General features: G+C 71.2%; 27 protein-coding genes. 16 read left to right on the top strand and 11 right to left on the bottom strand.

Features of this window, described 5'->3' with window-relative positions; translation table 11 throughout:
* The 3 genes from mshD to ACGFIK_RS17825 all read right to left on the bottom strand — a co-directional run bounded on the left by mshD (position 1) and on the right by ACGFIK_RS17825 (position 2,666).
* Positions 1-933 (bottom strand): mycothiol synthase, encoded by a 933-nt coding sequence (mshD, locus tag ACGFIK_RS17835; RefSeq protein WP_327023882.1) that lies wholly within the window; start codon positions 931-933, stop codon positions 1-3.
* A gap of 44 nt (positions 934-977) precedes the next feature.
* On the bottom strand, positions 978-1,820 hold the full coding sequence (locus ACGFIK_RS17830; RefSeq protein ID WP_327027399.1) for a polysaccharide deacetylase family protein: 843 nt from the start codon (positions 1,818-1,820) through the stop codon (positions 978-980).
* Positions 1,821-1,925: 105 nt separating this feature from the next.
* A complete protein-coding gene (locus ACGFIK_RS17825; protein WP_327023883.1) occupies positions 1,926-2,666 on the bottom strand; it encodes a response regulator transcription factor in 741 nt (246 codons plus the stop codon).
* A gap of 253 nt (positions 2,667-2,919) precedes the next feature.
* On the opposite strand from ACGFIK_RS17825, the gene ACGFIK_RS17820 reads away from it, so the two are divergent.
* The 5 genes from ACGFIK_RS17820 to ACGFIK_RS17800 all read left to right on the top strand — a co-directional run bounded on the left by ACGFIK_RS17820 (position 2,920) and on the right by ACGFIK_RS17800 (position 6,387).
* Positions 2,920-3,954: a hypothetical protein gene (locus ACGFIK_RS17820; RefSeq protein ID WP_327023884.1), complete on the top strand. Its 1,035-nt coding sequence runs from the start codon at positions 2,920-2,922 to the stop codon at positions 3,952-3,954.
* Between the two features lie 108 nt (positions 3,955-4,062).
* Positions 4,063-4,848 (top strand): DUF2993 domain-containing protein, encoded by a 786-nt coding sequence (locus ACGFIK_RS17815; RefSeq protein WP_327023885.1) that lies wholly within the window; start codon positions 4,063-4,065, stop codon positions 4,846-4,848.
* A gap of 72 nt (positions 4,849-4,920) precedes the next feature.
* On the top strand, positions 4,921-4,998 hold the full coding sequence (locus tag ACGFIK_RS17810) for an Ms5788A family Cys-rich leader peptide (RefSeq protein WP_311202345.1): 78 nt from the start codon (positions 4,921-4,923) through the stop codon (positions 4,996-4,998).
* Between the two features lie 215 nt (positions 4,999-5,213).
* The gene (locus tag ACGFIK_RS17805) at positions 5,214-6,062 is read left to right on the top strand and encodes a sulfurtransferase (protein WP_327023886.1); all 849 of its coding nucleotides are present in this window, start codon (positions 5,214-5,216) and stop codon (positions 6,060-6,062) included.
* Between the two features lies 1 nt (position 6,063).
* The gene (locus ACGFIK_RS17800) at positions 6,064-6,387 is read left to right on the top strand and encodes a DUF1416 domain-containing protein (RefSeq protein WP_327023887.1); all 324 of its coding nucleotides are present in this window, start codon (positions 6,064-6,066) and stop codon (positions 6,385-6,387) included.
* Between the two features lie 140 nt (positions 6,388-6,527).
* Here ACGFIK_RS17800 and ACGFIK_RS17795 read toward each other — a convergent pair whose 3' ends face one another.
* Positions 6,528-6,812, bottom strand: a complete 285-nt coding sequence (locus ACGFIK_RS17795; protein WP_327023888.1) for a hypothetical protein — start codon at positions 6,810-6,812, stop codon at positions 6,528-6,530.
* Between the two features lie 315 nt (positions 6,813-7,127).
* On the opposite strand from ACGFIK_RS17795, the gene ACGFIK_RS17790 reads away from it, so the two are divergent.
* Positions 7,128-7,367, top strand: coding sequence for a winged helix-turn-helix domain-containing protein (locus ACGFIK_RS17790; protein WP_327027400.1), 240 nt, complete (start codon positions 7,128-7,130; stop codon positions 7,365-7,367).
* Between the two features lie 95 nt (positions 7,368-7,462).
* Here ACGFIK_RS17790 and ACGFIK_RS17785 read toward each other — a convergent pair whose 3' ends face one another.
* The 3 genes from ACGFIK_RS17785 to ACGFIK_RS17775 form a co-directional block, all read right to left on the bottom strand.
* Positions 7,463-7,603, bottom strand: a complete 141-nt coding sequence (locus ACGFIK_RS17785) for a hypothetical protein (RefSeq protein ID WP_327023889.1) — start codon at positions 7,601-7,603, stop codon at positions 7,463-7,465.
* A 13-nt stretch (positions 7,604-7,616) separates the two neighbouring features.
* Positions 7,617-8,783, bottom strand: coding sequence for a glycosyltransferase family 2 protein (locus tag ACGFIK_RS17780; RefSeq protein ID WP_327023890.1), 1,167 nt, complete (start codon positions 8,781-8,783; stop codon positions 7,617-7,619).
* Positions 8,784-9,230: 447 nt separating this feature from the next.
* Entirely contained in the window at positions 9,231-13,604 is a 4,374-nt protein-coding gene (locus tag ACGFIK_RS17775; RefSeq protein WP_393340251.1) for a S8 family serine peptidase, read from the bottom strand.
* Between the two features lie 289 nt (positions 13,605-13,893).
* Between ACGFIK_RS17775 and ACGFIK_RS17770 the strand changes: the two genes are divergently transcribed.
* Both ACGFIK_RS17770 and ACGFIK_RS17765 read left to right on the top strand, forming a co-directional pair.
* Positions 13,894-14,409: a winged helix-turn-helix domain-containing protein gene (locus tag ACGFIK_RS17770; protein WP_327027401.1), complete on the top strand. Its 516-nt coding sequence runs from the start codon at positions 13,894-13,896 to the stop codon at positions 14,407-14,409.
* A complete protein-coding gene (locus ACGFIK_RS17765; protein ID WP_327023892.1) occupies positions 14,406-15,269 on the top strand; it encodes a hypothetical protein in 864 nt (287 codons plus the stop codon). The genes ACGFIK_RS17770 and ACGFIK_RS17765 overlap by 4 nt, the downstream gene beginning before the upstream one ends.
* Before the next feature lie 13 nt (positions 15,270-15,282).
* On the opposite strand, the gene ACGFIK_RS17760 is transcribed toward ACGFIK_RS17765, so the two are convergent.
* The 3 genes from ACGFIK_RS17760 to ACGFIK_RS17750 all read right to left on the bottom strand — a co-directional run bounded on the left by ACGFIK_RS17760 (position 15,283) and on the right by ACGFIK_RS17750 (position 18,154).
* Positions 15,283-17,325: a glycogen debranching N-terminal domain-containing protein gene (locus ACGFIK_RS17760; protein WP_327023893.1), complete on the bottom strand. Its 2,043-nt coding sequence runs from the start codon at positions 17,323-17,325 to the stop codon at positions 15,283-15,285.
* A complete protein-coding gene (locus ACGFIK_RS17755; RefSeq protein ID WP_327023894.1) occupies positions 17,322-17,702 on the bottom strand; it encodes an SCP2 sterol-binding domain-containing protein in 381 nt (126 codons plus the stop codon). The genes ACGFIK_RS17760 and ACGFIK_RS17755 overlap by 4 nt, the downstream gene beginning before the upstream one ends.
* An 89-nt stretch (positions 17,703-17,791) precedes the next feature.
* Positions 17,792-18,154 (bottom strand): DsrE family protein, encoded by a 363-nt coding sequence (locus tag ACGFIK_RS17750; RefSeq protein WP_327023895.1) that lies wholly within the window; start codon positions 18,152-18,154, stop codon positions 17,792-17,794.
* Positions 18,155-18,177: 23 nt separating this feature from the next.
* Between ACGFIK_RS17750 and mtfM the strand changes: the two genes are divergently transcribed.
* Both mtfM and ACGFIK_RS17740 read left to right on the top strand, forming a co-directional pair.
* Complete coding sequence (mtfM, locus tag ACGFIK_RS17745) at positions 18,178-18,279, top strand: small membrane protein MtfM (protein WP_013736135.1); 102 nt, start codon at positions 18,178-18,180, stop codon at positions 18,277-18,279.
* Positions 18,279-18,872: an FABP family protein gene (locus ACGFIK_RS17740; protein WP_327023896.1), complete on the top strand. Its 594-nt coding sequence runs from the start codon at positions 18,279-18,281 to the stop codon at positions 18,870-18,872. Before mtfM ends, ACGFIK_RS17740 begins: the two co-directional genes overlap by 1 nt.
* Positions 18,873-18,876: 4 nt before the next feature.
* On the opposite strand, the gene ACGFIK_RS17735 is transcribed toward ACGFIK_RS17740, so the two are convergent.
* Positions 18,877-19,725 (bottom strand): aminotransferase class IV, encoded by an 849-nt coding sequence (locus ACGFIK_RS17735; protein ID WP_327023897.1) that lies wholly within the window; start codon positions 19,723-19,725, stop codon positions 18,877-18,879.
* A 69-nt stretch (positions 19,726-19,794) separates the two neighbouring features.
* On the opposite strand from ACGFIK_RS17735, the gene ACGFIK_RS17730 reads away from it, so the two are divergent.
* The 6 genes from ACGFIK_RS17730 (at position 19,795) to ACGFIK_RS17705 (ending at position 25,189) form a co-directional block, all read left to right on the top strand.
* Positions 19,795-20,223 carry a Fur family transcriptional regulator gene (locus ACGFIK_RS17730; RefSeq protein ID WP_327023898.1) on the top strand — a complete coding sequence of 143 codons (429 nt, stop codon included), beginning with the start codon at positions 19,795-19,797 and terminating at the stop codon, positions 20,221-20,223.
* Positions 20,220-21,332 carry a folate-binding protein gene (locus tag ACGFIK_RS17725; RefSeq protein WP_327023899.1) on the top strand — a complete coding sequence of 371 codons (1,113 nt, stop codon included), beginning with the start codon at positions 20,220-20,222 and terminating at the stop codon, positions 21,330-21,332. The genes ACGFIK_RS17730 and ACGFIK_RS17725 overlap by 4 nt, the downstream gene beginning before the upstream one ends.
* Positions 21,333-21,418: 86 nt before the next feature.
* Positions 21,419-22,246, top strand: a complete 828-nt coding sequence (locus ACGFIK_RS17720; RefSeq protein WP_327023900.1) for a 3-keto-5-aminohexanoate cleavage protein — start codon at positions 21,419-21,421, stop codon at positions 22,244-22,246.
* Between the two features lie 74 nt (positions 22,247-22,320).
* A complete protein-coding gene (locus ACGFIK_RS17715; protein ID WP_327027402.1) occupies positions 22,321-23,301 on the top strand; it encodes an asparaginase in 981 nt (326 codons plus the stop codon).
* Between the two features lie 290 nt (positions 23,302-23,591).
* Positions 23,592-24,353, top strand: coding sequence for a helix-turn-helix domain-containing protein (locus ACGFIK_RS17710; protein WP_327023901.1), 762 nt, complete (start codon positions 23,592-23,594; stop codon positions 24,351-24,353).
* Positions 24,350-25,189: a hypothetical protein gene (locus tag ACGFIK_RS17705; RefSeq protein ID WP_327023902.1), complete on the top strand. Its 840-nt coding sequence runs from the start codon at positions 24,350-24,352 to the stop codon at positions 25,187-25,189. Before ACGFIK_RS17710 ends, ACGFIK_RS17705 begins: the two co-directional genes overlap by 4 nt.
* Positions 25,190-25,212: the final 23 nt, after the last annotated feature.

Below are 25,212 nucleotides of genomic sequence, written 5' to 3'. Positions count from 1 at the left end.
TCAGTCGAGCTGGTAGTTGACGTGGGCGGACCAGCGGGCGAACCCGGTCCGCTCGTAGAGGGCCATGGCCGCGGTGTTCGACTCGTCGACGTAGAGCATCACCCGGTCCAGGCCGCGCTCCCGCAGGTGGTTCAGTCCGGCCGTGGTCAGGGCCCGGCCCAGCCCGCCGCCGTGCGCCGAGGGATCCACCCCCAGCACGTACACCTCACCGAGGCGGGCCGAGCCGGGGCGCTCGTGCACCTTCGTCCAGTGGAAGCCGCGTAGCCGGCCGGTCGCCGACTCCACCGCCAGCAGGAATCCGGCCGGGTCGAACCACGGCTCGGCCAGGCGTACCCGCAGGTCCTCGGCGCTCCACCGGCCCTGCTCGGGGTGGTCGGCGAAGGCCAGGGCGTTGAGCGCCAGCCAGGCCTCGTCGTCCGCGCCAGGGCGGAAGGCGCGCAGGGTGACCCCCTCGGGCAGGCGGGGTTCGGGCTGGGCTGCGGTCAGTGGCCTACGCAGTTGCCAGAGCACCCGGGCCCGACGGAAGTCGAGGTCGACCGCGAGGGCGGCGGCCGAGGGGTGGTCGCCGTGCGCCCAGACCCGCAGTGGCCGGGCCTCGGTGGCCAGCGCCTGCCGGGCCAGGGCCCGCCCGGTGCCCTGCCGCCGGTACGCCGGATGCACGACCAGCCCCACCCCGATCCCGGAGCCGGGGTCGGTGGTGTCCAGGTGGACGTACCCGGTCAAGGTCCCGTCGGCGTCGCGGGCGGTCAGGTGGATCGCCGGGGCCCGCTCGTCGCGGAGCCGGAGCAGAATCTGCTCGTCCAGCGGGTCGGCGCCGTCGGTGTCGCCGGCGGCCCCGGCCAGGGCCAGGACCTCGGCGATCTGCGTGGCATCGAGCCGGTCCAGCCGACTCACCTGGGTTCCGGGTTGGCCGGTCTGTGTCTGCTCACTCATCATCGAAACGGTATCCGCCGAGGGCGGGAGACCCGGGAGGTCCCTCAGGTGCCGTGGCCGTGCTTCGGCAGGGCCTGGAGGTCGAACCGGGCGGTCAACTCGGGCAGGATCCGGTAGAGCGCGTCGACGGTGCCCTGCCGGTCGCCGCCCGCGTCGTGCAACAGCACGATCGATCCGGGTCGGGCCTCCGCCAGCACCACCCCGGCGATGGTGGCCGCGCCGGGGGCCCGCCAGTCCGAGGGGTCCAGGGTCCAGTGCAGGGGGGTCATCCCCAGTTCCCGGCTGGCGGAGATGACCGGGTAGGTCCAGGCCCCACCGGGTTGCCGGTACCAGGTGACCGGTTCCTCCGGCACGGCGGCGTGGATCGCGGCATTGGTACGCAGCAGGTCGTCCCGGATCCACTCCGGTGACCGGGCGCCCAGGCTCACGTCATGGTTCCAACTGTGGTTGCACAGGGTGTGGCCCTCGGCGACGATCTGCTGGACCAGCCACGGGTAGCTCTGGGCGTTCTGTCCGACCACGCAGAAGGTGGCCGTGATCTGGTACTCGCGCAGGATGGCCAGCACCTGCGGGGTGTAGTCCGGGTGCGGGCCGTCGTCGAAGGTCAGCGCGATCTCGTTGGTGCCGGTGCTCAGCCGGGTACCCATCGGACCGAAGTCCGGGTCCTGTCCCGACCCCTCGGGAACCCCGGCCGTAGGGCTCTCCGACAGTTGGTCGCGGCCGGGGTCGGGCTCGGCGGTCGCGGACTGGTCGGCGTGCTGGGGATGGTCCGCGCCGGTGACGGTGACCCCCGAGCCGCGGCGCGGTGGATCGGGGACCAGGCTCCGACCCAGCAGGTACGCCGAACCGAGCACCGCCGCCACGACGACCGTGATGATCCCGAGCATCCGGGCCGTGCTGCCCTGGTAACCGCGCACCGCTGCCCCCTCCCACTGGCCAACTCGGCAGTCACGATATGACTACCGAGTTGCCCAAAAGGGGCGTACAGGGAATTAGCCCTCTACGGTGACCGGGCGGGCGACGAGCGAGGTCGGGTCGGTGGCCTCGGACAGCGAGCCACGCGAGGACGGCACGACGAACTTGTAGCCCACCTGGCGCACCGTGCCGATCATCGACTCGTACTCCGAGCCGAGCTTGGCCCGCAGCCGCCGGACGTGCACGTCGACCGTCCGGGTGCCGCCGAAGTAGTCGTACCCCCAGACCTCGCGCAGCAACTGGTCCCGGGTGAAGACCCGGCCCGGGTGCTGGGCGAGGAACTTGAGCAGCTCGAACTCCTTGTAGGTCAGGTCCAGCGGGCGACCCTTGAGCTTCGCGGCGTAGGTGTCCGGGTCGATCATCAGCTCGCCGGCCCGGATGGAACCGCCCACCCCGGCGGTCGCGTTGCTGAGTCGGCCGACCGCCAGCCGCAGCCGGGCCTCGACCTCGGCGGGACCGGCGGAGGCGAGGATGACGTCGTCGACCCCCCAGTCGGCGTTCAACGCGATCAACCCGGCCTCGGTCACCACCGCCACCAGCGGTACGCCGAGCCCGGTCGCGTGCAGCATCCGACAGGTGGCCCGCGCCTCGCTCAACTCGGACCGGGCGTCGACCAGGACAGCGTCCGGGCTCGGGCCGGCAACGAGGGTACGGACGTCGCGAGGTGCGGTGCGCACCGAGTGCGGCAGCAGGTCCAGTGCCGGCAGTACTGCGGATGGTTCGCCTGCGCGTGCGGTAACCAGCAGCAGGATCTCCACGATCACCTCCGTCCCGGCGGCCCCGTGCGGCCGCGCGCGACCAGCGGCACTCCTTGACGGATATGGCGCTGGGAACATCCGTGGGTCCCGGCGTCGCTGACGGGCGGGTTTCGGCAAGAGCGTAACTGATCGGCTGCGCGGAGCTGGGGCGTGATTTCCTGTTCGCCCTATCTGCCCCCGGTTGCGGCCCAGGTTTTAACCTGGCGGAAACCGGGACACCCGCGTTGACGGCCCGGTCTGGCACGATCGGTGGGTGGTTCCCTCCAGCTCACCCGAGACCGGCCGCGAGCCCTGGGCGGACGACCTGCCCCCAGGCGGTGGTGCGGCACCGTCGGCCGGCCCGGCCGTGGCCAACGACGACCGTCGTCGCTCCGGCGGCCCCCGACGCCTGCGCCGTGGCGGCTCGGCACGCCGCTCAGACGAGGCCCTCGACGATGAGGACGAGGAGGAGACCGAGCCGCCGGTCGAGGTTAGCCGGCAACTCTCCCTCGCCATCGCCGGGTTCGCCCTCCTGCTCGGGCTGGGCCTGGTCCTCGGCGCGTACACCGCCGGGCCCGACCACCGGCTGCCCTTCACCATCGTGGTGCTCACGGTGCAACTGCTGTTCGTGCTGGGCTGGACGATGGTCACCCGGCCACCGGCGGTGGCGGTGGTGCTCGGGGTCGGCGCCCTGACCGCCCTGACCGCCGACGTGATCGCGGTACGCAGTGCCACCCCCCGGATCGGGCCACTGTTCCTCATCGCCATCGGCGCGGTGCTGGTAGCCGTGCTGGGGCAGTTGGTGCGCCGGGTGGACCGGGTGCGGGTCATGGACTCCCTGCGGACCACGGCCACCATCATGTTCGGGGCGGTGGCCTTCGCCACCCTGATCGTGCTCAGCCGGATTCCCGCCGGCACCCAGGCCATCGTCGTCTGCCTGACCGCGGGCGCGGTAGCGGTGGCGATTGCCCGCGCGACGGACGCCTTCGCCGCCTGGCCCCGGCTGGCACCCCAGGTGCCCCGGGGAGCCGCCGGGGTGGTCGGTGGTGCGATGGTGGGCACCCTGTTCGGCGCGGTGCTCGGCAGCTACCTGGTCACCCCCTTCACCCCCACCCGGGCCGCGATCCTCGGGCTGGTCGCGGCGGTCGTCGCCGTACTGGCCGACCTGGCGGTCAGCTACGCCGAGGCCGGTCGGCTGATGGCGGGGGAACCCCCCACCGCCTGGGCGGCCCAGCACGTGCAGGGGCCCCTGGCCGCCCTGGCTATGGCGGCACCGGCGGCCTACCTGATGTGTCGGCTGCTGCTGTGACCGGTCGCGCCGAGGGCGTGATTGAGTGAAACGGGCTTCGGGTACCACCGTGCGCGGGCAACGGCGTACGGAAAGACGAGACGGCGTACGGGAAGCCAAGGAGGCGGCGTGGACCACGAGCAGACGTCCGGACGGCGACCGCGGCGACGCGGCCGCAAGCTACTGATCGGGTTCGTCGTCCTGCTGCTGGTCCTGGCCGGGCTGATCTTCATCGCCGACCGGGTGGCGGCCGGGGTGGCCGAGCGCACCATCGCCGACGAGGTCCGCGAACAGGTCGCCCGGCAGAACGCCCAGTCTTCGCCGCCGGAGGTGGAGGTGGGTGGTTTCCCCTTCCTCACCCAGGTCCTGGACGGGCGGTACGAGCGCATCACCATCCGGATGCGCGACGTGCAGGGCGCGGTGCAGGGCGACGCGGTCTCCCTGCCCAGCCTCGACGTGGACGCCCACAACGTCCGGGCCTCGCTGCAGACCCTGCGTACCGGTCAGGGCGACGTGGTGGCCGAGACGGTCAACGGCACGGCCACCATCAGCTACCAGAGCCTGGCCGCCCTGCTGAACCGGGAAGGACTGGTGCTCGGCGAACGCAACGGGCAGCTCGCCGTCACCGCCCCCCTGGAGGTCCTCGGCCAACAGCTCACCGTCACCGGGGTCGCCGACATCGTGGTCAGCGAGGAGGGCAAGATCGCCCTGCGATTCGCCGACCTGGACGCCGAAGGGCTGCCCACCGCCCCGTTGGCCCGTACCCTGCTGAACAACTTCGCCCGCAGCATCTCGATCGAGGTACCCCTGCCGGAGTTGCCCTTCCAGCTCACCGTCCGGGAGGTGGTCCCGCAGCCCCAGGGCCTGACGGTGACCGCGGACGCGCGAGACGTGCCGATCAATTCCGTGGGCTGACCTCGGGCTCAGCATCCCGGATGCTGGTCGGGCCCCTGGAGAAAACTGGGATCGCTGGTAGGCTCCGTGCTCATGGGGACGCTCCTCACCAAACGGCGCGCGGTCGACCTGTGCCGCGTGGCCACCTGCCTGTGTCGCCCCGTCATCTGACGGCGGGGCTGCTTCCGGCCGCATAGCGGCCAATCGGCACTCGGGGTTTGCGTACCTCTATCCCGGTGCACCTCACCGGACGCCCGGCAGCGGCGCCGTCGCACAAACCCGTGATCCGTTCCTAGCTCTGGGTCCCGCGCGTGGTGCGACAAACTTCAACATCCCAGACCTCCGCGCGCTGGCTCACCACACCATCCTCACCAGGGAGTGATCTGATGAGTCGCGACACCGCACTCGTCTCGGCCGAATGGGCCGAGAAGAACCTCGACGCCCCGGGCGTCGTCTTCGTCGAGGTCGACGAGGACACCTCGGCCTACGACACCGGCCACCTGGCCGGCGCCATCAAGCTCGACTGGAAGACCGACCTGCAGGACCCGATCCGTCGGGACTTCGTCAACAAGGCCCAGTTCGAGGCGCTGCTCTCCGAGAAGGGGATCAGCAACGACGACACCGTCATCCTCTACGGCGGTAACAACAACTGGTTCGCCGCGTACGCGTACTGGTACTTCAAGCTCTACGGCCACGGTGACGTCAAGCTGCTCGACGGCGGTCGCAAGAAGTGGGAGCTGGACGCCCGGCCCCTGGTCAAGGACACCGTGACCCGCCCGGCCACCCAGTACGTCGCCAGCGAGCCGGACAACAGCATCCGGGCCTTCCGCGACGAGGTCGTCGCCGCGATCGGCACCAAGAACCTGGTCGACGTGCGCAGCCCCGACGAGTACGCCGGTCGCCTGCTGGCCCCCGCCCACCTGCCCCAGGAGCAGGCGCAGCGGGGTGGCCACATCCCGACCGCGATCAGTGTGCCGTGGTCCAAGGCGGCCAACGAGGACGGCACCTTCAAGTCCGATGACGAGCTGCGCAAGCTCTACGGCGAGGCGGGGCTGGACGACGGCAAGGAGACCATCGCGTACTGCCGGATCGGCGAGCGCTCCTCGCACAGCTGGTTCGTCCTTCAGGAGCTGCTCGGCCACCCCAACGTGAAGAACTACGACGGCTCGTGGACCGAGTACGGCTCGCTGATCGGTGTGCCGATCGCGCTCGGCGATGAGCCGGGGGAGGCCTGAGATGACCGCACCCACCGCGGCCGGTTGCGCCGCCCCGGATCAGGCGGCACCCCTGCCCGCCAGCATCGACCTGGAGAAGGAAACCGTCATCACCGGTGTCGTCCGCTCCGCGCAGGACGAGGTGGTGCCGGGTGCGTACGTCCGTCTGCTCGACTCGACCGGTGAGTTCACCGCCGAGGTGGTGACCTCGCAGGCCGGTCAGTTCCGGTTCTTCGCCGCCCCCGGCAACTGGACCCTGCGGGCGCTGTCCCGCCACGGCAACGGCGACATCGCCGTCACCGCCAACCGGGGCGTCAACGAGGTGACCGTAACGGTCACCGACTGACCCACGAACCACCGGCCGCGTGGCCCGGCTCCCCTGATCCGTGGGGGACCGGGCCACGCGCCATTCCCGGCCCCGGCGAGGATCGCCGGGTGCACTTGTTGCTGCCCCGACGACAAGAAACGCACCCAGAGCGGCGCCGGTCAGCGGGGCAGCGGGCGGAGCAGGTGGCGGGAACAACCGCCGCCGTGGCCGGGCCGCAGCAGACAGCGCCGGTCCCGACCCATCGACCGGTCACAGAACACCTGATGCTGTACGTCCGGCGCGCCCTCCACCGAGATCGTCGTCTCGCCGGTCACCACCTCGGGCAGGAACCCCAGGGAGCGGGTGAGGGCGCGAGCCAGCAGGTGAGCGGCCGGCAGGTCGGCCGCCCGGATGGTCAGGTGTACGACGAAGCGAGCCCGCTCGTCACCGCCGACCTCCCGCATGTAAATCACCTCTCTCCGGCTGGCTGGCTGGCTGGGTCGGTGTCGGGGGAGCTGTGGCAGCTCAGCTGTGCTTTCTCCAGGGGTAGCGACAGCTGGACTGCCACAGCTCCACAGCCCATCGAGAACGAGGGGGTGTCGGGGTGGACCGGAAGGGCGGTCCACCCCGACTGGGGGACTGAGCTCTGCTCGTTGCCACGCGAGGAGCGCTCGACAGCCAACTTATGCGCATAACACGCATAAGTCAAGGCACCTGGGCGTCGGCTTGTCGAACTGCGTGAAGACGTGATCGAATCCAAGAGCCACGCGAGGAGCGCCATGCCTGCCACACCGGATTACCTGAGGATCGCCAACGCGATCATGTCGGATGTCGAGAGCGGCAAATTGAAGCCGGGCGAGAAGCTTCCGTCGATTGCGCAGCTCTGCGAGATACATCGAGTTGGCGCATCCACGATCCAGCAGGTCTACATCCGGCTTGAGGCGCTTGAAGTCATCGAACGGCGGCAGGGCAAGGGTGTGTTCGTGACTGATCCGGGGACCTGGCTGCGTCGGCCGTGAGCTGAAGACGGAGCTGGGAACGGGTACGGCCGCCGGGGGCGTCCCGACGGCCGTACCGTCTGTGGTTCTTGCACCTCAGGCTGGCGCTCGCTCGATCAGCTGACCTTGCGCCGGGCCTTGGCGCCCCAGTTGGCGACGGTCACCAGCAGGGCACCCAGCCCCAGCAGGATGCTGCCGACCAGGCCGACGGCGGCGGTAGACGCGCCGGTCAGCGGGAGGTCCTGGTTCGCGGACATGTTCTCACCTCCCTCATCCCTTGGCCCCGACGGCGATGCGCGCCGGGGAGTCCCAGACGCATCGATCGACCGTGGGTTGACGGATCGCCTTCACCAGGGCGTGCACCAGGATCACCCGGTACAACAGGTCAGCGACGATGATCACGGGCAGGAAGAGTGGAAGTTGCCAGTGGCGTAGTCGCCAGGCGGCGATGCCCACCCAGATGCCCTGGCCGATCAGCAGGAACAGCAGGCCGGGCAGCAGGCCCGGCCCGGCGGTGGCGATCAGCCACAGGGTCAGCGGACCACCGGCGACGTACAGCAGCCAGTGCACCATCAGCAGGACGTACGCGTAGTCGAAGCGGGTGGCGTACCTGCCGACGCCGTGGCCGATGACCCCCTGGAAGGTGCCCCACATCCACCGCAGGTTCTGCCGGTACCAGTCGCGCAGGTTGGTGGGGTCCTGGAGGTGGGCCAGGGCGCGGGGCGCGTAGACGACCCGGCCCAGGTTGCGCCGGTGGGTCTCCAGCACCCAGTAGGTGTCGTCGACGATGTACGGGGGCTGGGTGGGCAGCACCTCGTCCAGCAGCTCGGTCCGGTAGACGGAGTTCGAGCCGGAGATGCAGTTCATGACGTTGAAGTGGCTCTGGATCCGGCGGATCACCGCCTGGTACATCCAGTAGCTGTAGGCCCGCTTGGCCAGCCACGGGTTCCACCGTCGCTCCGGCGGCCACCAGGTGGCGTTGTGTCCCACCACGATGCTGACCTCGTCGGTCAGCTTGTCCAAGGCCTCGGTGACGAAGTTCGGCGCGATCACCACGTCGTCGTCGAGGATGGCCACCGCGCGATAGCGGCGGCCGAGTTCGAAGGTCTCATACGCGGTGTGCAGGGCGGCCGGCTTGCCGACGTTCTGCAGCAACGGCAGCACCCAGGCGCCGGCCTGAGCGGCGAGTTCGGCGGTGTCGTCCGAGGAGTCGTCCGAGACCAGGTACACGTCGCTGCCGGTGGCCCGGGCGGCGCGTACGGTCGCCGCGATCGTGGCGGCGCCGTTGCGGCAGGCGATCAGGATGGCCACCTCATCCGGGCGTACCGGCCCGAAGCGGGGCGGGCGGGCCGCGTGCCGGGGCTCGTAGCCCACTGCCGGGCGGAGAAAGCCGTACCCGAAGGAACCGACTATGAGGAGCAGCACGAGACTACTCACAGCAATCGTCGCGGTCAGGATTACTTCGGGCATTGGGGGTCGATTCGCAGGCAGCAGGGGATGTGAGGGGGGTTCGCGTTGGAGGCCTGCTGATAACGCTAAGTGATGCCTGGTGGATCGCCAAGGAGGGTGATCATTCTCGCCCGATCGGGCCACCCGGGAATGCCCTGCCGGTGCCGCACGTCCGCAAATGATCGGGGCGAAGCTGGATGGGTGGGCTGCCGGTCGATGCGCCCGGCCACTTTCCCGACCAGGTGATCGGCCTGTCGATGGATCACTTCTGGGTACGGAAGGGGCCTGTCCCCCAAAGGCCCATCGGGCGGCCTTGACCGTTACCAACGGGCCGGACCGCCCGAGGAGGCAGCGACTACCACGAACCGGCCCGACTGCCGCGAAAGCAGTGGCCGCCGGTCGATGCACGACCGGCGGCCACCAGGATGTGTCGGATCAGATTCCGGTTGCTCTGGTGCAGTTGGAGGTCGGTTCGAGGGCGAAGTTCAGGGTGCCCACGATGCCGGCCTCGATCTGGTGGCGCTGCACCTGCGGCACCCACCCGTCCTTGGCGACGATCACCTCGTACCGGCCGCGCGGCAGCCACCAGGCGTACTTGCCGGAGGCGTCCGCGGTCAGGGTGGTGCCGGTACCGGCCGAGATCAGGTTCACCCGGACGGTGGCCGGAATCCCCACGGTGACCCCGCCACAGGTGGTGCCCGTGACCGTGCCCTGGATCTTGCCCCAGCTGTTCGGCGGCGACACGTTCATCTCCACCGAGACCGGGGTGACCGGGTAGGGGGTGTCGGAGGCGATCGCCAGCTCACCGGTGTACCGACCCGGTTGGAGCACCCCCGCCTCCGTGGTGGCGTCCAGGGTCACCGTCACCGTCTTCGAGGCCCCCGGGGCCAACGTGAAGGTGCTCGGTGAACTGCTCAACCAGGGCAGATCCGCCGCGGTCGCGCAGAGCTCCAGGCCACCCAGGCGCTCACTGTCCGCGCTGCCCACGAAGGAACTGGGCGAACCACCGATCTTGTACGCCCCGCAGGCGGCGGCACCCCGGTACCGGGCGAACTTGGCGTTCGGCAGATCACGCCAGGCCCCGGTGACCGGATCGAAGCCGACCGTGCGGTTGGTGACCGTGGTCGACCCGGCGGTCACCCCACCGGCCAGCACCAGCAGGCCACCGGCGGCGGCGTACTGGGAACCCCACAGCTCCAGCGGGAGGCTGGGCAGCGGGCTCCAGGAGTCGGCCGTCGGGTCGTACCGGTAGGCGTCGGTGTACTCCGTACTGCCCGTACCACCGGCGCAGTAGACCGAGGACCCGATCCCGCCGCAGGACAGCCAGGACACCGGGTGGGGATAGGCGGCACCGGTACGGAAGGAACTCGTAGCGGGGTCGAAGATCACCAACCGGTCGCTGTCCGTGCAGGTGGCATCGGCGCAGCCGCCGACCAGGTAGACCTTGCCACCGAGCACCGCCGTGCCGGCCGCGGCGACCGGGGCCGGGTTGGTGGCACCCGGGACGGTGCTCCAGGTTCCGGCGGCCGGGTCGAAGACGTCGACCGTGGCGACCGTACCGTCGTCGGCACCCCAGCCACCGATCGCGTACAGCTTGCCGTTGATCGCCGCCGTGGCCGGCTTGGACCGGGCCACCGGCAGGTCGGGCAGGGCGCTCCAGGCGTTGGCTCCCTGGTCGTACACCCATGCCTTGCGCTCGGTGCCGGTGCTGCCACCGCCACCGACGGAGTAGACCTTGCCGTCCAGCCAGGCCGCCGAGTTGTCGTAGACCGCGGCCGGCAGTCGGGCGATGTCACTCCAGGCGTCGTCCGCGGCCCGGGTGCCGGACTCCGGGGCGGCCCCGCCGTACGCGATACCGGTGCGGGCCTTGCTGATGCCCTTCATCTTCTGCTCGACCAGGGCTGCCCCACCCTGGTTGAGCAGCTCGAACTCGCCGGACCGCTCCAGCAGGTCGACCGCTGCCGGTGCGCTGCCGGTGTTGCGGACGGTCACCTTGGTGGTCCGCACCACCCCGTGCCGCTGATGCGACTCGATGGTGGTCGGGCTGACCGTCAACCGGCCGGCGCCGAGGGCGAAGTTGGCCCGCCTCACCCCGTCGGAGACCACGGCGACATCCTTCGTCACCGGCTGGTACGGGGTCCGACTGGCGGTGAAGGGATGGGTACCGGTCAGGGTCGAGAAGATCCAGTAGAAGCCGTCCGGCTGGGCCTCGTCCTCCGGGGTGGCCGCCGACACCGCCCGGTCCTCGGGCTGGTGGACACTGGCCACGTTCACCCCGTTGATCGCCTCGCCGGTGTTGCGGTCGGTGGTGTTGCCCACCACCAGTCCGCCCGGCACCGGGGTGCACTCCCGGTTGACCAGCTCCACGTCGTCCACCTGCCACCACCAGGCGAAGGTGCCCTTGAACCGGAAGCGGACCAGGGCGGACTCGGCGTTGGCGGCCGGGGTCAGCGGCACCTCCTCCATCCGGGGGCCGCGTCGGCTGGAGGTCTGGTGCCAGACGTTGGTCCAGGTGGCCCCGGCGTCCGTGGAGACGTCGATGTCGGCCGTGTCGGTGATGCCGACCGCCCGCCAGTCACTGCGGAAGCGCAGCACCGGGGCGCTGACCCCGGACAACGTCAGCGGCGGGGTGACCAGGTCGGTGTCCTGGGTGTTGCCGCTGCCCAGGGCGTCGCTGTCGATGATGGCGAACCCGCCCGAGCCGCCGGTCAGGTTGCCGCGTGAGCGGGCGTCCGTGAAGACCCACCCGCCGGAGGCGGTGCGGTTGGTCACCGTCCAGCCCGGGGGCGCGGTGGTGCCGTCGAAGCTCTGCGTCAGCAGGGGGGTGCTGAAGCTGCCGGTGTAACCTGCCGCGACGCAGGCCGCCTCGACCGGTACGGCCACGTTGGCGGTCACGTTCTGCCCGGCCACGGCCACCTCACGGGTGACGGTCTGATAGCCGGGGTAGCGCGCGGTGACGGTCAGCCGGTACGAGGTGCCACCCGGCACGGTGAAGGAGTAGCGCCCGGTCACCGGGTCGGTGAAGACCGGCCCGCCGGGTCGGCCGGCCACCTCTATCCGGGCGTACAACGGCCAGCCGTGACCGGAACCGTCGGTGACCTTGCCCTGCACGGTGACCGTGGGGTTGGCGGTCAGGGCGAAGTCGCGGGTGACCGCGCCGCCCTCGGCGACGGTGACCGTGGCGGTCTGTCCGGCGTAGCCGTAGGCGCTGACCGTCAGGGTGATCTCGCCGGCCGAAACGCTCAGCGCGTACCGACCGTCCGGGCCGGTGGTGATGCTGCGGGTGCCGTCGGTCACGGTGGCACCGACGATCGGGTCCCCGTCGGCCGCGTCGGTCACCCGGCCGGTGACCCGACCGATCGGGCCCCTAGGGGCGTCGCGTACGGCCGCGTAGGCGTCCAACCGGCCCTCGCCGAAGACGTTGTTGTCGGCCGGGGTGCCGCCGCAGGTGGTGGCGTCGACATCGCGGGCGGTGCGGTCCAGCAACTCCTCGGTGGCGGTGACGTCCCCGCGCAGGCTGGGCGCGGCGGACCACATCAGGGCCACCGTGCCGGAGACGTGCGGAGCGGCCATCGAGGTGCCGCTGAACGAGGCGTACCCCCCGTTGCGGACGCTGGAGCGCACCCCGCTGCCGGGGGCGGCGATGTTCGGCTTGATCAGGGCGGTGCCGGAGCCCCGACCGGAGAAGCTGGCGATGTTGTCGTTCACGTCGTAGGCCCCGACCGCGTACGCGTTCGAGTTGTCGCCGGGGGAGCCGGCGCTGCCGCAGTTCGGGCCGTCGTTGCCGGAGGAGAAGACCGGGAACATCCCGGCGGCCCGCCAGGCGGCGATGGTCTGCTGGTACCAGAGGTCCCCGCCGTCACCGCCCCAGGAGTTGTTCACGATGTCGGGGCGCAGATCCGGCCGGGGGTTCTGGCCGTTGGCGTCCGTCGGGGCGAGCACCCACTGGCCGGAGGCGAGCAGGGAGGCGTCGGAGCAGCTGCGGGCCTCGCAACCCTTCGCGGCGATCCACTTGGCCCCCGGTGCCACCCCGATCTGGTTGCCGGCGCCGTCGTCGCCGACCATCGTGCCCATGGTGTGGGTGCCGTGGTCGTTGTTGTCGCAGGGCGCGGTGCCGGTGCAGACCCCGGCCGGGTCGAACCAGTTGTACGCGTGGTCGAAGCCGCCGCCCAGGTTGCCCCGGTAGGAGGCGACCAGGGCCGGGTGGTCGTACTGCACCCCGCTGTCGATGTTGGCCACCACGATGCCCTCACCGCGGCCGCCGAAGTCCTCCCAGACCCGGGGCGCGCCGATGTTGGTCAGCCCCCATTCGACGGCGGCGGTACGGGCCCGGGTCGCCTCGCTGGAGGTCGGCAGCAGCAGGGGGTAGCTGCGACTCGGCGCGATCCGGGACACCTCGGGCCGACCGGCGATCTCGTCGAGCAACGCCTTGTCGCCCTCCACCCGGATCGCGTTGGCGATCCAGTACGCGGTGTGCGGCACCTTTCGATCGTCGAGCAGTTCGCGCAGGTCGGCCTGACTGCGATCGGCGGTGCTGGTGAGCAGCCGGTGCACCGTACGGGCCCGGTCGTCGGCGTCGCGGGCCTTGGCGGCCTCGGCCAGGGGTGCGGTCTCCCGCAGGTAGACCAGGAAGGCCGTGCTGTCGGTGGTGGCGAAGCGGTCCAGCAGGGCCTGGTCGACCGTGGCCCGCTGCGACGGCTGTGGTGCCGCCGCGGCGACCGCGGGTTGGGCGGTGCAGGCCAGCAGGGCGGCGGTCGACACCGCCACTGCCCGCCACCAGGTTGATCGTGCGGATGGTCGTGTGAACAAAGGTTCCTCCCCCACTTCGTCGTCCCGATCGGGGACGGGCACCCGCGGGTCGGAGCCTGACGCCGCGGAGCGGTCGGACGTGTGGGTGACTGGTGGTGCCCGGCCGCTGAGAGTCATGCTTCTGCGCCGACGATCAGTGATCAATGGAAGGCGTCAGTCAGTACTCGGTCAGTGACGTGGCGCGATCCTGACCGTTAGGCTGAGCGGGCGAAGCCATCGGTGGCCGTCATTGTCGATTAGTGGGAAGTCGCAGGTCAGCGCGGGCTTTCGGGGAGGCAGCGTGTCCGGAATGGAGATCCCGATCCTGGTCTGCGTCAGCAGCGATGCCGCTGTCCGGCAGCGGGTGGTGCAACGACTCGACGGGGTGGGCCCGGTGGTGATCTGCGCCGACCTGGCCCAACTGCGGGCGATGTTCCCCGAGCCGCCGGGGGAGCCCGACCCGGCGGAGGTCGCAGCCGCCGAGATCCGACCCGGGGCGGTGGGCGGCTGGGCCGATCTGGTGATCGACCGCGCCGGGCACCTGGTCACCTGGCAGGGGGTACCGGTGGGGTTGACCCGTACCGAGCGGGAGTTGCTGGCCCGGCTGGCCAGCCCACCGATAAGCCTGTGGAGCTACGAGCGGCTGTTCGCCTCCGTGTGGGGTGGGGCCTACCTCGGCGACACCGCGATCCTGCATTCCGCGATCAAGCGACTGCGGCGCAAGCTGCGGGCCCTGACCGGCGGCCCCCAGGTGCAGACCGTCCGCGGGGTCGGCTACCGGCTGGCCACGCCCCCCGAGGATCCGCGTGACACCATGGCTCGGTGAGCAGTGCAGCCCAGACGGGGTACGCCCCTCCCGCCGGCCCTCCGCCACCCGAGCCCGGCAGCCGCTGGCCGCGGTGGCTGGTCGTGGCGACCGTGGCCTGGGCGGTGCTGCTGGCCGGTCTGACCTGGTACTCGGCCCGCAACGATCCGCCCACCGTCCGCGAGCAGCGCACCCTGGCCCAGGCGGCCTCGCGGGTCGAGGCCGCGATCGGCGAGCTGGCCGCGGCGGCCTCCGGCACGGTGTACGCGCTGGCGCCACCGGAGGTCGAGCGGGGCTGTCGGGTAACCCCGTTCGCCGAGGGCGCGATCCTGCGCAGTCACATGGAGCTGGCCGTGCCGCCGGGTGAGGAACGGGCCCTGCTGGAACGGATCGCGGACGGACTGCCCTCGGACTGGCGGGCCGGTGTCCGGCTCACCCCGGAGGGTCCCCGGCTGCGCGCGGACGCGGGGGAGTTCGTCACCGTCCAGGGCCGTGCCGCCGCCGAGGGTTGGGTGCGGCTGAGCGCGGAGACGGGCTGCCGCCCGGTCGACGCCCTGCCCGGGACGCTGCTGCCGGGGACCGCGGCGAGCACGGAGTCGAACGCGCTGGCCCGGGCGCTGGCCGCCCTCGGCGCCACGGTCACCGACCCGACCGAGGCGGTGCAGGCCACCTGCCCCGGAGGCGAGACCGCACGTACCCTGCGCGGCACCGCCCCGGCGACCGACCGGTCACCGCAGGCCGCCCTGGCCCCGCTGGCCGGCGGCACCCCGGTGGTGGCCACCGACGAGGTGTACGCCTACCGCAGCAACGGGGTGGCCATGCTCGTCCAACTGCACTCGGACAGGACGGTCGTCTCGGCCACCGTGGGGTGTGCCGGCTGAGGGGTACCCGCCCTCACCTGTCGTCGCGGCCGTGGCTGCGACCCAGGGCGTCCACCCGACCCCAGCGGCCGGGGATGTCCAGCAGTTCCACCCGACCCATCCCCTGCGGCAGGTACGGGTCGATGATCAGGTGCTCGTCCTCGGGTTCCAGCCCCAGCAGGATCCGCAGCAGCAGCAGAGGGGTTCCCGCCGACCAGGCCTGGGGACTGCACGCCGTCGGGTACTGCACCGGGAAGTCGGTCAGGTCGCGTTCGTAGCCGGCGAAGGCCTCCGGCAGTCGGCCGTTGAAGTAGTGCGAGGCGGCGAGCATCGACTCGCAGATCCGGGCGGCCTCATCGCGGAAGCCGTACTTCCACAGGCCCCAGGCGATCAGCGAGTTGTCGAAGGGCCAGACCGTGCCGACGTGGTATCCGATCGGGTTGTACCGACCCTGGTCGTCGGCGAGGGTGCGGACCCCCCACCCGGAGAACAGTCGCGGTCCCAGCAGGTGCTCGGCGATCCGCCCGGCCTTCGACTCATCGACGATGCCGCTCCACAGCAGGTGCCCGATGTTGGAGCTGAGGGCGTCCACCGGGGTGCCGTCGCGGTCCAGCGCCAGGGCGTAGTACTCCCGGTCCGGCAGCCAGAAGTCCCGGTTGAACCGTTCCTTGAGCGCGGCGGCCTCCCGTTCCAGCTGGTCGGCGTACTGCGGGTCGTTCCAGAACAGCCGGGCCAGCCGGGCGCCGCGCCGCTTGGCGTCGTAGGCGTAGCCCTGGAGTTCGCAGGTGGCCCGGGGGAAGCCGGGTAGCCGCCCGTCCGAGTAGGAGATGCCGTCCCAGGAGTCCTTCCAGCACTGGTTCTCCAGCCCGTTGCGGTCGTTGCGGGTCTCGTACCAGAGGTAGCCGGTACCGAGCAGGTCGCCGTACGTGTCGATCCAGTCCAGCGCCAGCCGGGTGGGGTACTCCAGTTCCTTGATCAGCCCGCTGTCGCCGGTCCATCGCTCGTATTCGTCGAGCAGGATCACGAACAGGGGGGTGGAGTCGGCCGAGCCGTAGTACGGCGAGTGGGGCTGCTCCTCGAATCCGGCGGACTCGCCGTAGCGCAGCTCGTGCAGGATCTTGCCCGGCTCCTCGTCGCGGAAGTCGTCGACCCGGAACCCCTGCAACCCGGCCAACATCATCAGGGTGGGCGGAACGATGTCCGGCAGGAAGGGCAGCACCTGAAGCGAGGTGATGAGGCTGTCCCTGCCGAACAGGGTCATGAACCAGGGCAACCCGGCGGCCATCAACCGGACCCTCAGGGTGATCGACTCGTACCGTAGCGAGGCCAGATCCTCCAGGCTGCGCCGGTACGCGGCGGCCAGGGGGCTGCTGCTGGCGCTGAGCTTGGGGGCGTTGGCGATGATCTCCTCGTGTTCGGCCTGGATGGCCGCCGTGCTGCGGCCGCCGGCCAACGGCAGTCGATTGCGGATATCCTCGCCCCGCGCGCCGTAGATCACCGTGGAGGTCTTCAGCCGGGTGGTCCACTCTCCGTGCGGCTCGATCCGGATCGAGAAGGTCATGCCTTCCTTGTCGACCGCGACCGGGGTGCTGCTGCGCACCAGGGTCTCGCGGTGGAAGGCCTCCCGGCGGTAGCTCAGCCGTAGCGCATCATCCTCGATCCTGACAGTCTGGCTGCCCTGTTTGGGCTGGACGTTCTTGATCTCGAACAGGTCGGCGAAGTCGGCGGAGATCTCCATGCGGACGGTGAAGGCCATCTCCTGGCCGGAGTGGTTCAACACGGTCAGTTCCTCGTCGAAGCCGTCCCTGATGGCCCGGCTGCGGATGATGGAGACCTTCGTGTCCAGGAAGTGGCTGGGTTCGCCCGGCACGAGGTAGTAGCGGGTCCGGTAGGTCTCATCGTCTTCGACGGACAGGGGCTGTAGCCGCTCGCCGTCGAGCAGCAGCAGCCAGGTGGAGAGGAACCGGGTGTCGAAGGCGAACAGGCCGGTCGGAAAGTCGAGGGAGGGCTCGATGTCCCCACCCCGGTCGCTGACCAGGAAGGTGTTGCCGTCCAGGATGCTGACCAGTTCCTTCACTGTGCCGTCCCGGCCTGCTCGCGGGCCCTCGTGCGTGGATCCTGGACGCCTGGCGCGGAGGGAAACAACCGCCGCAGGATCAGGAACATCGGGACCCTGCCGCTGAAGCTGCACTCGTTGCGAAACAGCGCGGCCAGGGGCTCGGCCCGTCCGGTCACCAACCGGTCGAACAGATCCACGCTGCAGTACCAGATGGAATCGGCCTCGGCCGGTCCCCGCTCGACCTCGATGACACCCGGTCGCAGCCGGAGCACCCAGTGCTCTGTGCGTTCGCCGTCGGAGAGGTCGATCCGCAGGGTGCCGGCGAGCGAGCTGCGCATCTCCTGGGGGCCGCGAGCCGGCAAGCTGGCAAAGAACTGCTCGATCGCCTCGTCCACACCCGAATCGTAGGCATATGTCGGAGTTGTCGGGCAGGTTCTCCGGCCTTGCCGAGGTCGATGTCCACAGCAGCCGCACCGGCCCCGGGTCAGTAGACGAGCGCCTGGGCTCCCTCGGCCATCGTCTCCTCCACGAACACGGCCGCCCCGGCGATCCGGATGCCCGGGATCACGTCGTCCGGGCCGATGTCCCGGCGGGCCGCACACTGGGTGCACGCGGTCACCGTCCCAGTGGTGAGGATCACGTGCAGCAGTTCGGCCAGCGGCGCGGAGTGCGGCAACTCGAAATCCTGCGCCCGCCCCGGCAGCGCGAACCAGGTGGATTCCCCGGTCAACCAGAGGGAGACGGGCACACCTGCGGCGGCGGCCGTGGCCGCCACCGTGAAGGCCTGGGCGCACCGCTCCGGGCCGTCCGCTCCGGCGGTGGCCTTGACGACGAGAGTGCGGGCCATGGGGCCAGCATAGGATGAGGCCGATGGTCACCGAGATCGGGTTCGTCAGCTTGCTGGTCGCCGGCCTGGGCGCGCTCGCCGGTGGCCTGATCTATCTGGCCGTGCGCATCTCAAGAGGCAAGTGATGAGTGACGACAACCCGCTGGCACCGCCGCCGTGGCTGAACGCCCCGCCGGTCGATCCGTATCCCTTCGAGGAGAGTCACGACCTGCGGGTGGGGCCCAAGCTGCATCCGGCCCTGGACGGCCTGCTGCCGTACGTCGGGGTGTGGCGGGGCCGGGGCCGGGGCGGCTTCCCCACCATCGAGGACTTCGACTACGCCCAGGAGATCCGGATCAGCCACGACGGCCGACCCTTCCTGTCGTACGAGTCCCGGGCGTGGCTGCTCGACGAAGAGTCCCGCCCGGTGCGCCCGGCGGGTCGGGAGGTCGGCTGGTGGCGACCGGTGTTCGACGGTGACCGGGTCACGGACGAACTGGAGGCCCTGCTGACCGTTCCGACCGGGGTGATGGAGCTGCACATCGGCCGGCGCAAGGGCACCCAGATCGAGTTCGTCACCGACGCGGTGGTGCGTACCGCCACCGCCAAGGAGGTCACCGCCGGGCACCGCCTGTTCGGCATCGTCGACGGCGCCCTGCTGTACGCCCAGGACATGGCCGCCGTGGGTCAGCCGCTGTCGCCGCATCTGTCCGCCCGCCTCATCCGGGTCGCCGGCTGAGGAGTCAGGGCAGCTCGAAGCCGAGCAGCTCCCGCAGCGCGTGGGTACGCGGGCTGCGGGGTAGCGGCTCCCCGTCCAGGGCCAGCACCTCCACCAGGCCGCGTACGGAGGAGGCCAGCCAGACGGCGTCGGCCTCCCGCAGCTCGGCCGGGGTCACCATGCCCTCGGCGGGGTCATAGCCGACCTCGGTGGCGTGGGCCAGCAGCCAGGCGACCGTGGTGCCGGGCAGGATGCCGGTGCGGGCCGCCGGCACGGTGCACAGGGTGTCCCCGGTCGACCAGAGCAGATTGGCGGTCGGCCCCTCCAGCAGATAGCCGTCGGAGGAGACCCAGAGCACGTCGTCCACCCCGGCTCGGGCGGCCCACCGGCGGGCCGCGGTGCTCGCCCCGTACGAGGTCGACTTGATCCCGGTGGGCAGCCAGTCCAACTCGGGGCGGGCCTCGGCGGGTACCCCCAGATTCAGGGTGGCCACCCGTACCCCCTCGCGCCGGGCCTGCCGGGCGGCGGCCGGCACGGCGGCCAGGGTGGCGTACACCGTGGGGTCCCCGCCCCCCTCGGGCCCGCGGGTGCAGACCAGCCGCAAGGCGCCCTCGACCTCGCCGGGCCACCCGGCGGCCACGGTGTCCAGCAGCTCGACCAGGGCCGCGTCGTCCGGCAGGGTCAGCTCCACCGCTGCGGCACCGGCCCGCAACCGGGCCAGATGCTCCTTGAGCAGCCAGGGCCGCCCACCCCGCAGGTGCATGGTCTCGAACAGTCCGTCGCCGCGCAGCACGCCCAGGTCGTCGCCGCGCAACACCGGCTCGTCGATCGACAGCAGTCCCCGACCCAGTACGCCGATCCGTGTGGCCTCCATAGCTGGGCAGGATAGAGGGGCGGCGGTCTCGATCGGACGCCTCCGAGACGGCCGAACTATGATCGGAGAATGTCCGAAACCTCCCTGGCGGAACTGCTGCGCTCCCGTGGCCTCCGGCTGACGGCGCAACGCCAGCTGATTCTGCAGGCGGTGCTGGACCTGGGGCACGCCACGCCGGAGCAGGTGCACACGGCCGTACGCGAAGTGGCCGCCGGGGTCAACATCACCACCATCTACCGCACCCTCGAACTGCTGGAACGCATCGGCCTGGTCACCCACACCCACCTGTCGCACGGGTCGCCGACCTATCACGCCGCCGGTGAGGATCAGCACATCCACCTGGTCTGCCGGGAGTGCGGGGCGATCGACGAGGTGGATCCGGAGCTGATGCGCCCCCTGGCCGAGCAGTTGGCGCGGGAACGCGGCTTCCGGGTGGACATCGGCCATGTCTCCTTCTTCGGCAACTGCGCACGGTGTGGAGACGGGAGTCAGGAATGATCGACATCGCGGGCGCGGTCGCCGTGGAACGCCTCGACGAGGCCAGCCGCGACCAGCCGGAGCCGGCCCACGCGGCGGCCGGGGTACGCGGGGTGGCCGCCCACTACGGCGACCCGATGCGCGAGCAACGACTGCTGGACACCGAGGTCGGCCTGGTGGACCGCTCCCACCGGGGGGTGATCGCGGTGCCCGGGGCGGACCGCATCTCCTGGCTGCACACCCTCACCACCCAGCACCTGGCCGACCTGGGCCCCGGGCAGGGCACCGAACTGCTGGTGCTCTCGCCGCACGGCCACATCGAGCAACACGCCATGGTCGCCGAGGACGGCGACACCACCTGGCTGGACACCGAACCGGGCGCCGCCGAAGGGCTGCTGACCTTCCTGGAGAAGATGCGGTTCTTCAGCCAGGTCGAGCCGCGCGACGCCACCGCCGAGCAGGCCCTGCTGTCCCTGGTAGGGCCCCGGGCGGCCGAGGCCCTGACCCTGCTGGACCTGCCCGCCCTGGCCGAACCGGACCTCACCGGGGTACCCGGCCCCAAGTTCCGTGCCGGTGAGGTGCCGACCCGGCCCACCGCCCGCTACGAGGTCAAGCCCCTGCCGCTGGGCGGGTGGGCCCGGCGCGGGCCCCTGGGGGTGGACCTGCTGGTGCCCCGGGCCGCGATGGACCAGGTGGTCACCCGGCTGCGGGACGGCGGGGTGCCGGTCGCCGGCCTGTGGGCGTACGAGGCGGTGCGGGTGGCCGCCCGCCGGGCCCGGGTGGGTGTCGACACCGACCACCGCACCATCCCCGCCGAGGTGAACCTGATCGCCCCGGCCGTACACCTGGACAAGGGCTGCTACCGGGGGCAGGAGACGGTGGCCCGGGTGCACAACATGGGCCGTCCGCCGCGTCGGCTGGTCCTGCTGCACCTGGACGGCATCACCACGGACCAACTGCCCACCGCCGGCACCCCGGTCGAGCTGGACGGTCGTACGGTCGGCTTCGTCGGCACCGCGGTGCATCACCACGAGCTGGGTCAGATCGCCCTGGCGGTGGTCAAGCGCTCCGTACCCGACGACGCCGTGCTGCGGGTGGCCGAGAGCACCGCCGCCATCGACCGGGTGTAAGGAAGGGCACCTTATTAACGCCTCCGGTAGAGGCCGGGCCCCCTGTTAACACCAGCACCTGCGGCGGGCGTTCTAGGATCGCCGGCATGACAACAGGGACGTTGATCACGGTTGCCCCCACCGGCGCGGAGTCGGCCAAGACGGAGGTGCCGGCGCTGCCGGTGACCCTGGACGAGTTGCTGCTCACCGCCAAGGAGTGCGAGGCGCTCGGCGCCTCGATCATCCACGTCCACATCCGCGACGAGGACGCCCGACCCACCCTGGACCTGGGCCGACTGCGGGCCACCGTGGCGGCGTTGCGGGAGAGCACCGACCTGATCGTGCAGCTCTCCACCGGGGGCGCGGTCACCGACCCGGAGGCCGATCGGCTCGCCGTACTGGACGCCGCGCCGGACATGGCCTCCTGCACGATGGGTACGGCCAACTTCGGTGACGACGTCTTCCTCAACCGTTGGGAGTTCATCGTCGACCTGCACACCCGGATGCAGGAACGCGGCATCGTGCCGGAGTACGAGATCTTCGACCTGGGTCACCTGACCGCCCTGCGCCGCCTGCTCGACAAGTACGGCCTGCCGCACGGCGGCCACGTGCACGTGGACTTCGTGATGGGGGTGCCTGGCGGGATGCCCGGCACCACGGCCACCCTGGTGGCGGCCCAGCAGATGCTGCGCGACCTGCCGGAGGGCACCACCTTCTCGGCGACCGGGATCGGGCGCAGCAGCATCCCGGTGATGCTGGCCTCGCTGTCGGCCGGAGGTCACCTGCGGGTCGGCATGGAGGACACCGTCACGTACGCCAAGGGCCGCCCGGTGGAGTCGAACATGCAGCTGGTCGCCCGGGCGGTCGGCTTCGCCCAGCTCGCCCAGCGTCCCCCGCTGAACACCACCCAGGCCCGCGAACTGCTCGGCCGGTAAGGGCTGACCCCGCCCGGCGTGGCTGTACACCCGGAGGTGGAGTACCTGCTCACCCCGGCCTCGGCGGCCGATCGATCATCGGTACCGTCCACATCGTGGCAGACACGTACGCGGGTGGGGTTCCGCTTGCCGAGGTGGTCCGGTCCGGTTTCGTGGAGGGCCTGCACCGGGGCTCGGTGGTGGTGCTGGACGGCACCGGTGCGGTGGTCGACGCGGCCGGTGACGTCAGCGCCCCGATCTTTCCGCGCTCCTCCAACAAGCCCATGCAGGCCGTCGGCATGATCCGGGCCGGGCTGCCGCTGACCGACCCCGCCGACCTGGCGTTGGTGGCGGCCAGTCACGCGGGGGAGGAGTTCCACCTGGCCCGGGTGGCCCGGCTGCTGGCCGACGCCGGGCTGGACCAGGAGGCCCTGCACTGCCCGCCGGACCTGCCGGTCGGGGAGCAGGCGCGGGAAGCGGTGCTGCGGGCCGGGGGCGGCCCCACCCGGATCCAGATGAACTGCTCCGGCAAGCACGCCGGGATGCTGCTGACCTGCCGCTCGGCCCGCTGGCCGGTGGAGGGTTACTGGCGCCCGGAGCACCCGTTGCAGCAGCGGCTGCGCGACGCGGTCGAGGAACTGACCGGTGAGCAGGCGGCGGCGGTCGGGGTGGACGGGTGCGGGGCACCCGTGCTTGCGCTGTCCCTGACCGGGCTGGCTCGGGCGTACCTGCGCCTGGTGAGCGCCGAGACCGGCACCGTGGAGCGCACGGTGGCCGACGCCATGCGGGCGTACCCGGAGATCGTCGGTGGCACCGAGGCGGACGACACCCGGCTGATGCGCGGGGTACCCGGACTGCTGGCCAAGGTGGGCGCGGAGGGTGTGATCGCCGCAGCTCTGCCCGGCGTCGGCGCTCTGGCCCTGAAGATCGACGACGGCGCCGGCCGAGCCCGGATGCCCGTCCTGTCCGCCGCCCTACGCCGCCTGGGAGTCGAAGCCCCGGTCCTGACCGAGTTCACCGAAACCCCCCTCTTCGGCGGCGGCCTCCCCGTAGGTGCCACCCGCCCCCTCTGGTAACCCCCACCCGCCCTCACCCGCCCCGCCCTCGCCCTCCCGCCCGCGCCCTCCCGCCCGCGCCCGCTGCGGCGGTCGACGGGCCATGACCCGGGCGGCCTCTCCCCGTCGATCTTGCACTTTTGGTCGCCAATATGACCCCCTATGGGAGGTTTTGTGCCGACAGAAAGTGCATGATCGACGGGCTGGGGTGGGGGGTGGGTGGGTGGAGGGGCTGAGGGGTGGTGAGACGCTGCTAACTGTGGCTAGCACTTTGCTTGCAGGGTGCTAGCGGGGCGAGCTAGCGTTGAGTCATGGCCACTTCCAAGGACCTTCCCGATGTCGGCGGGTTCATTCGTGACCTGCGGCGGAACGCGAAGATCTCGTTGCGTCAGCTTGCCGAGCAGGCCGGGGTCAGCAATCCCTACCTGAGCCAGATCGAGCGAGGGCTGCGTCGACCCAGCGCCGAGGTGCTTCAGCAGCTCGCCAGCGCGCTGCGGGTCTCCACCCCGGCGATGTACCTGCGGGCCGGCCTGCTCGATGACAAGGAAGGCCAGGGGGTGCTTGCCGCCATCGCGGTCGATCCGGACCTGACGATGGCCCAGAAGCAGTCCCTCACCCAGATCTACGAGACCTTCCGCCGGGAGAACGCCCGGCTGGCCGAGGCGACCGCTGCGGCCGAATCCGCCACCACCGGCCCCGAGGCCGACTCCGCCGCCAGTGGACCTGGCAGTGCATCAGGCAGCGCCGGTCAAGCTGAGGGCGAGGCCGCCCCGGGTGGGCCTGGCCGGGCTACGGACATCGAGACCAGTGGCGACGTCAATCCGACCGTCACCGCGCCCGATGTGGCCAACCTGGCTGCTACCGGGCCCACCACCGCAGAGGGCACCCCGACCGAGGCAGTTCTCGAGTCGGTAGCCGTGACCGAAGCCGGTCCCACCCCGACCGAGGCAGTCCTTGAGTCGGTTGCCGTGACCGAAGCGGGTCCCGCCCCGGCGCCGACCCGCCCCGTCAAGAAGGCCGCCCGCAAGGTGGTCCGCAAGGCCGCCGACGCGGCCGAAGAGGAGAAGTCATGAGCCAGCCGAAGACCAACCGCATCCCCGCTCCGATCTACGCCGCCGCCGGTGCCGGTGAGCTGGCCCTGGAGCAGCTGCGCAAGCTGCCCACCGTGGTCGCCGAGCTGCGCGACCGGGTCGTCAACGACGGCAGCCGGGTGGCCAACGAACTGGGTGGCAAGGCCGTCGTCACCGGTTTCGAGCTGCGCCAGAAGGCCAACGAGAAGCTGCGCAACGCCAACCTGACCGCCGAGTCGCTGCGCCGCAACGCCGACCTCAACCGGCTGCGGGAGGCTGCCGACCTGCACCGGCTGCGTGAGGTGGCCGATCTGGACCGCCTGCGGGAGAACGCCGAGTTCAACCGGCTGCGCGAGGCGGCTGACCTGGACCGGCTGCGTGACCTGGCGACCCGCAACGCCGCCGTGGTCGTCGCCGGTGCCCAGGTCGCGCAGGAGCGGGCGCTGGCCGCGTACGGCAAGCTGGTGACGCGCGGTGAGCGGGTGGTCGGTGCGGGTGTGCTGGAGGCCGCCGACACGGTGAACGCCGACATCGAGGCCACCCAGTCCGCGATCACCGCGAGCGAGTCGACCGCCACGACCGAGCCGGCCACGACCGAGCCGACCGGCACCGCCAAGCGGACCGTCGCCAAGCGGGCCACGGCTGCCAAGAAGGCCACGGCCGGCGAGTCGGGGCAGGTGCCCAGCCCGGCCGAGGTGGCCGAGATCGCCGAGGCCAAGCCGGCCAAGAAGACCACCCGCGCCAAGGCGACCACCCGGCAGCCGGCCGCCAAGCGGACGGCCACGCCGTCGGCGAAGGCACCGGCGACCACCAAGCGGACCCGCCCGGCCGCCGAATGATCACCTGCCGACGATCCCGGTCA

Source organism: Micromonospora sp. NPDC048871, assembly GCF_043198155.1.
Lineage (GTDB): Bacteria > Actinomycetota > Actinomycetes > Mycobacteriales > Micromonosporaceae > Micromonospora.
Note: the sequence above shows the minus strand (reverse complement) of the source record. Positions and strands in the feature narration are given on the sequence as shown.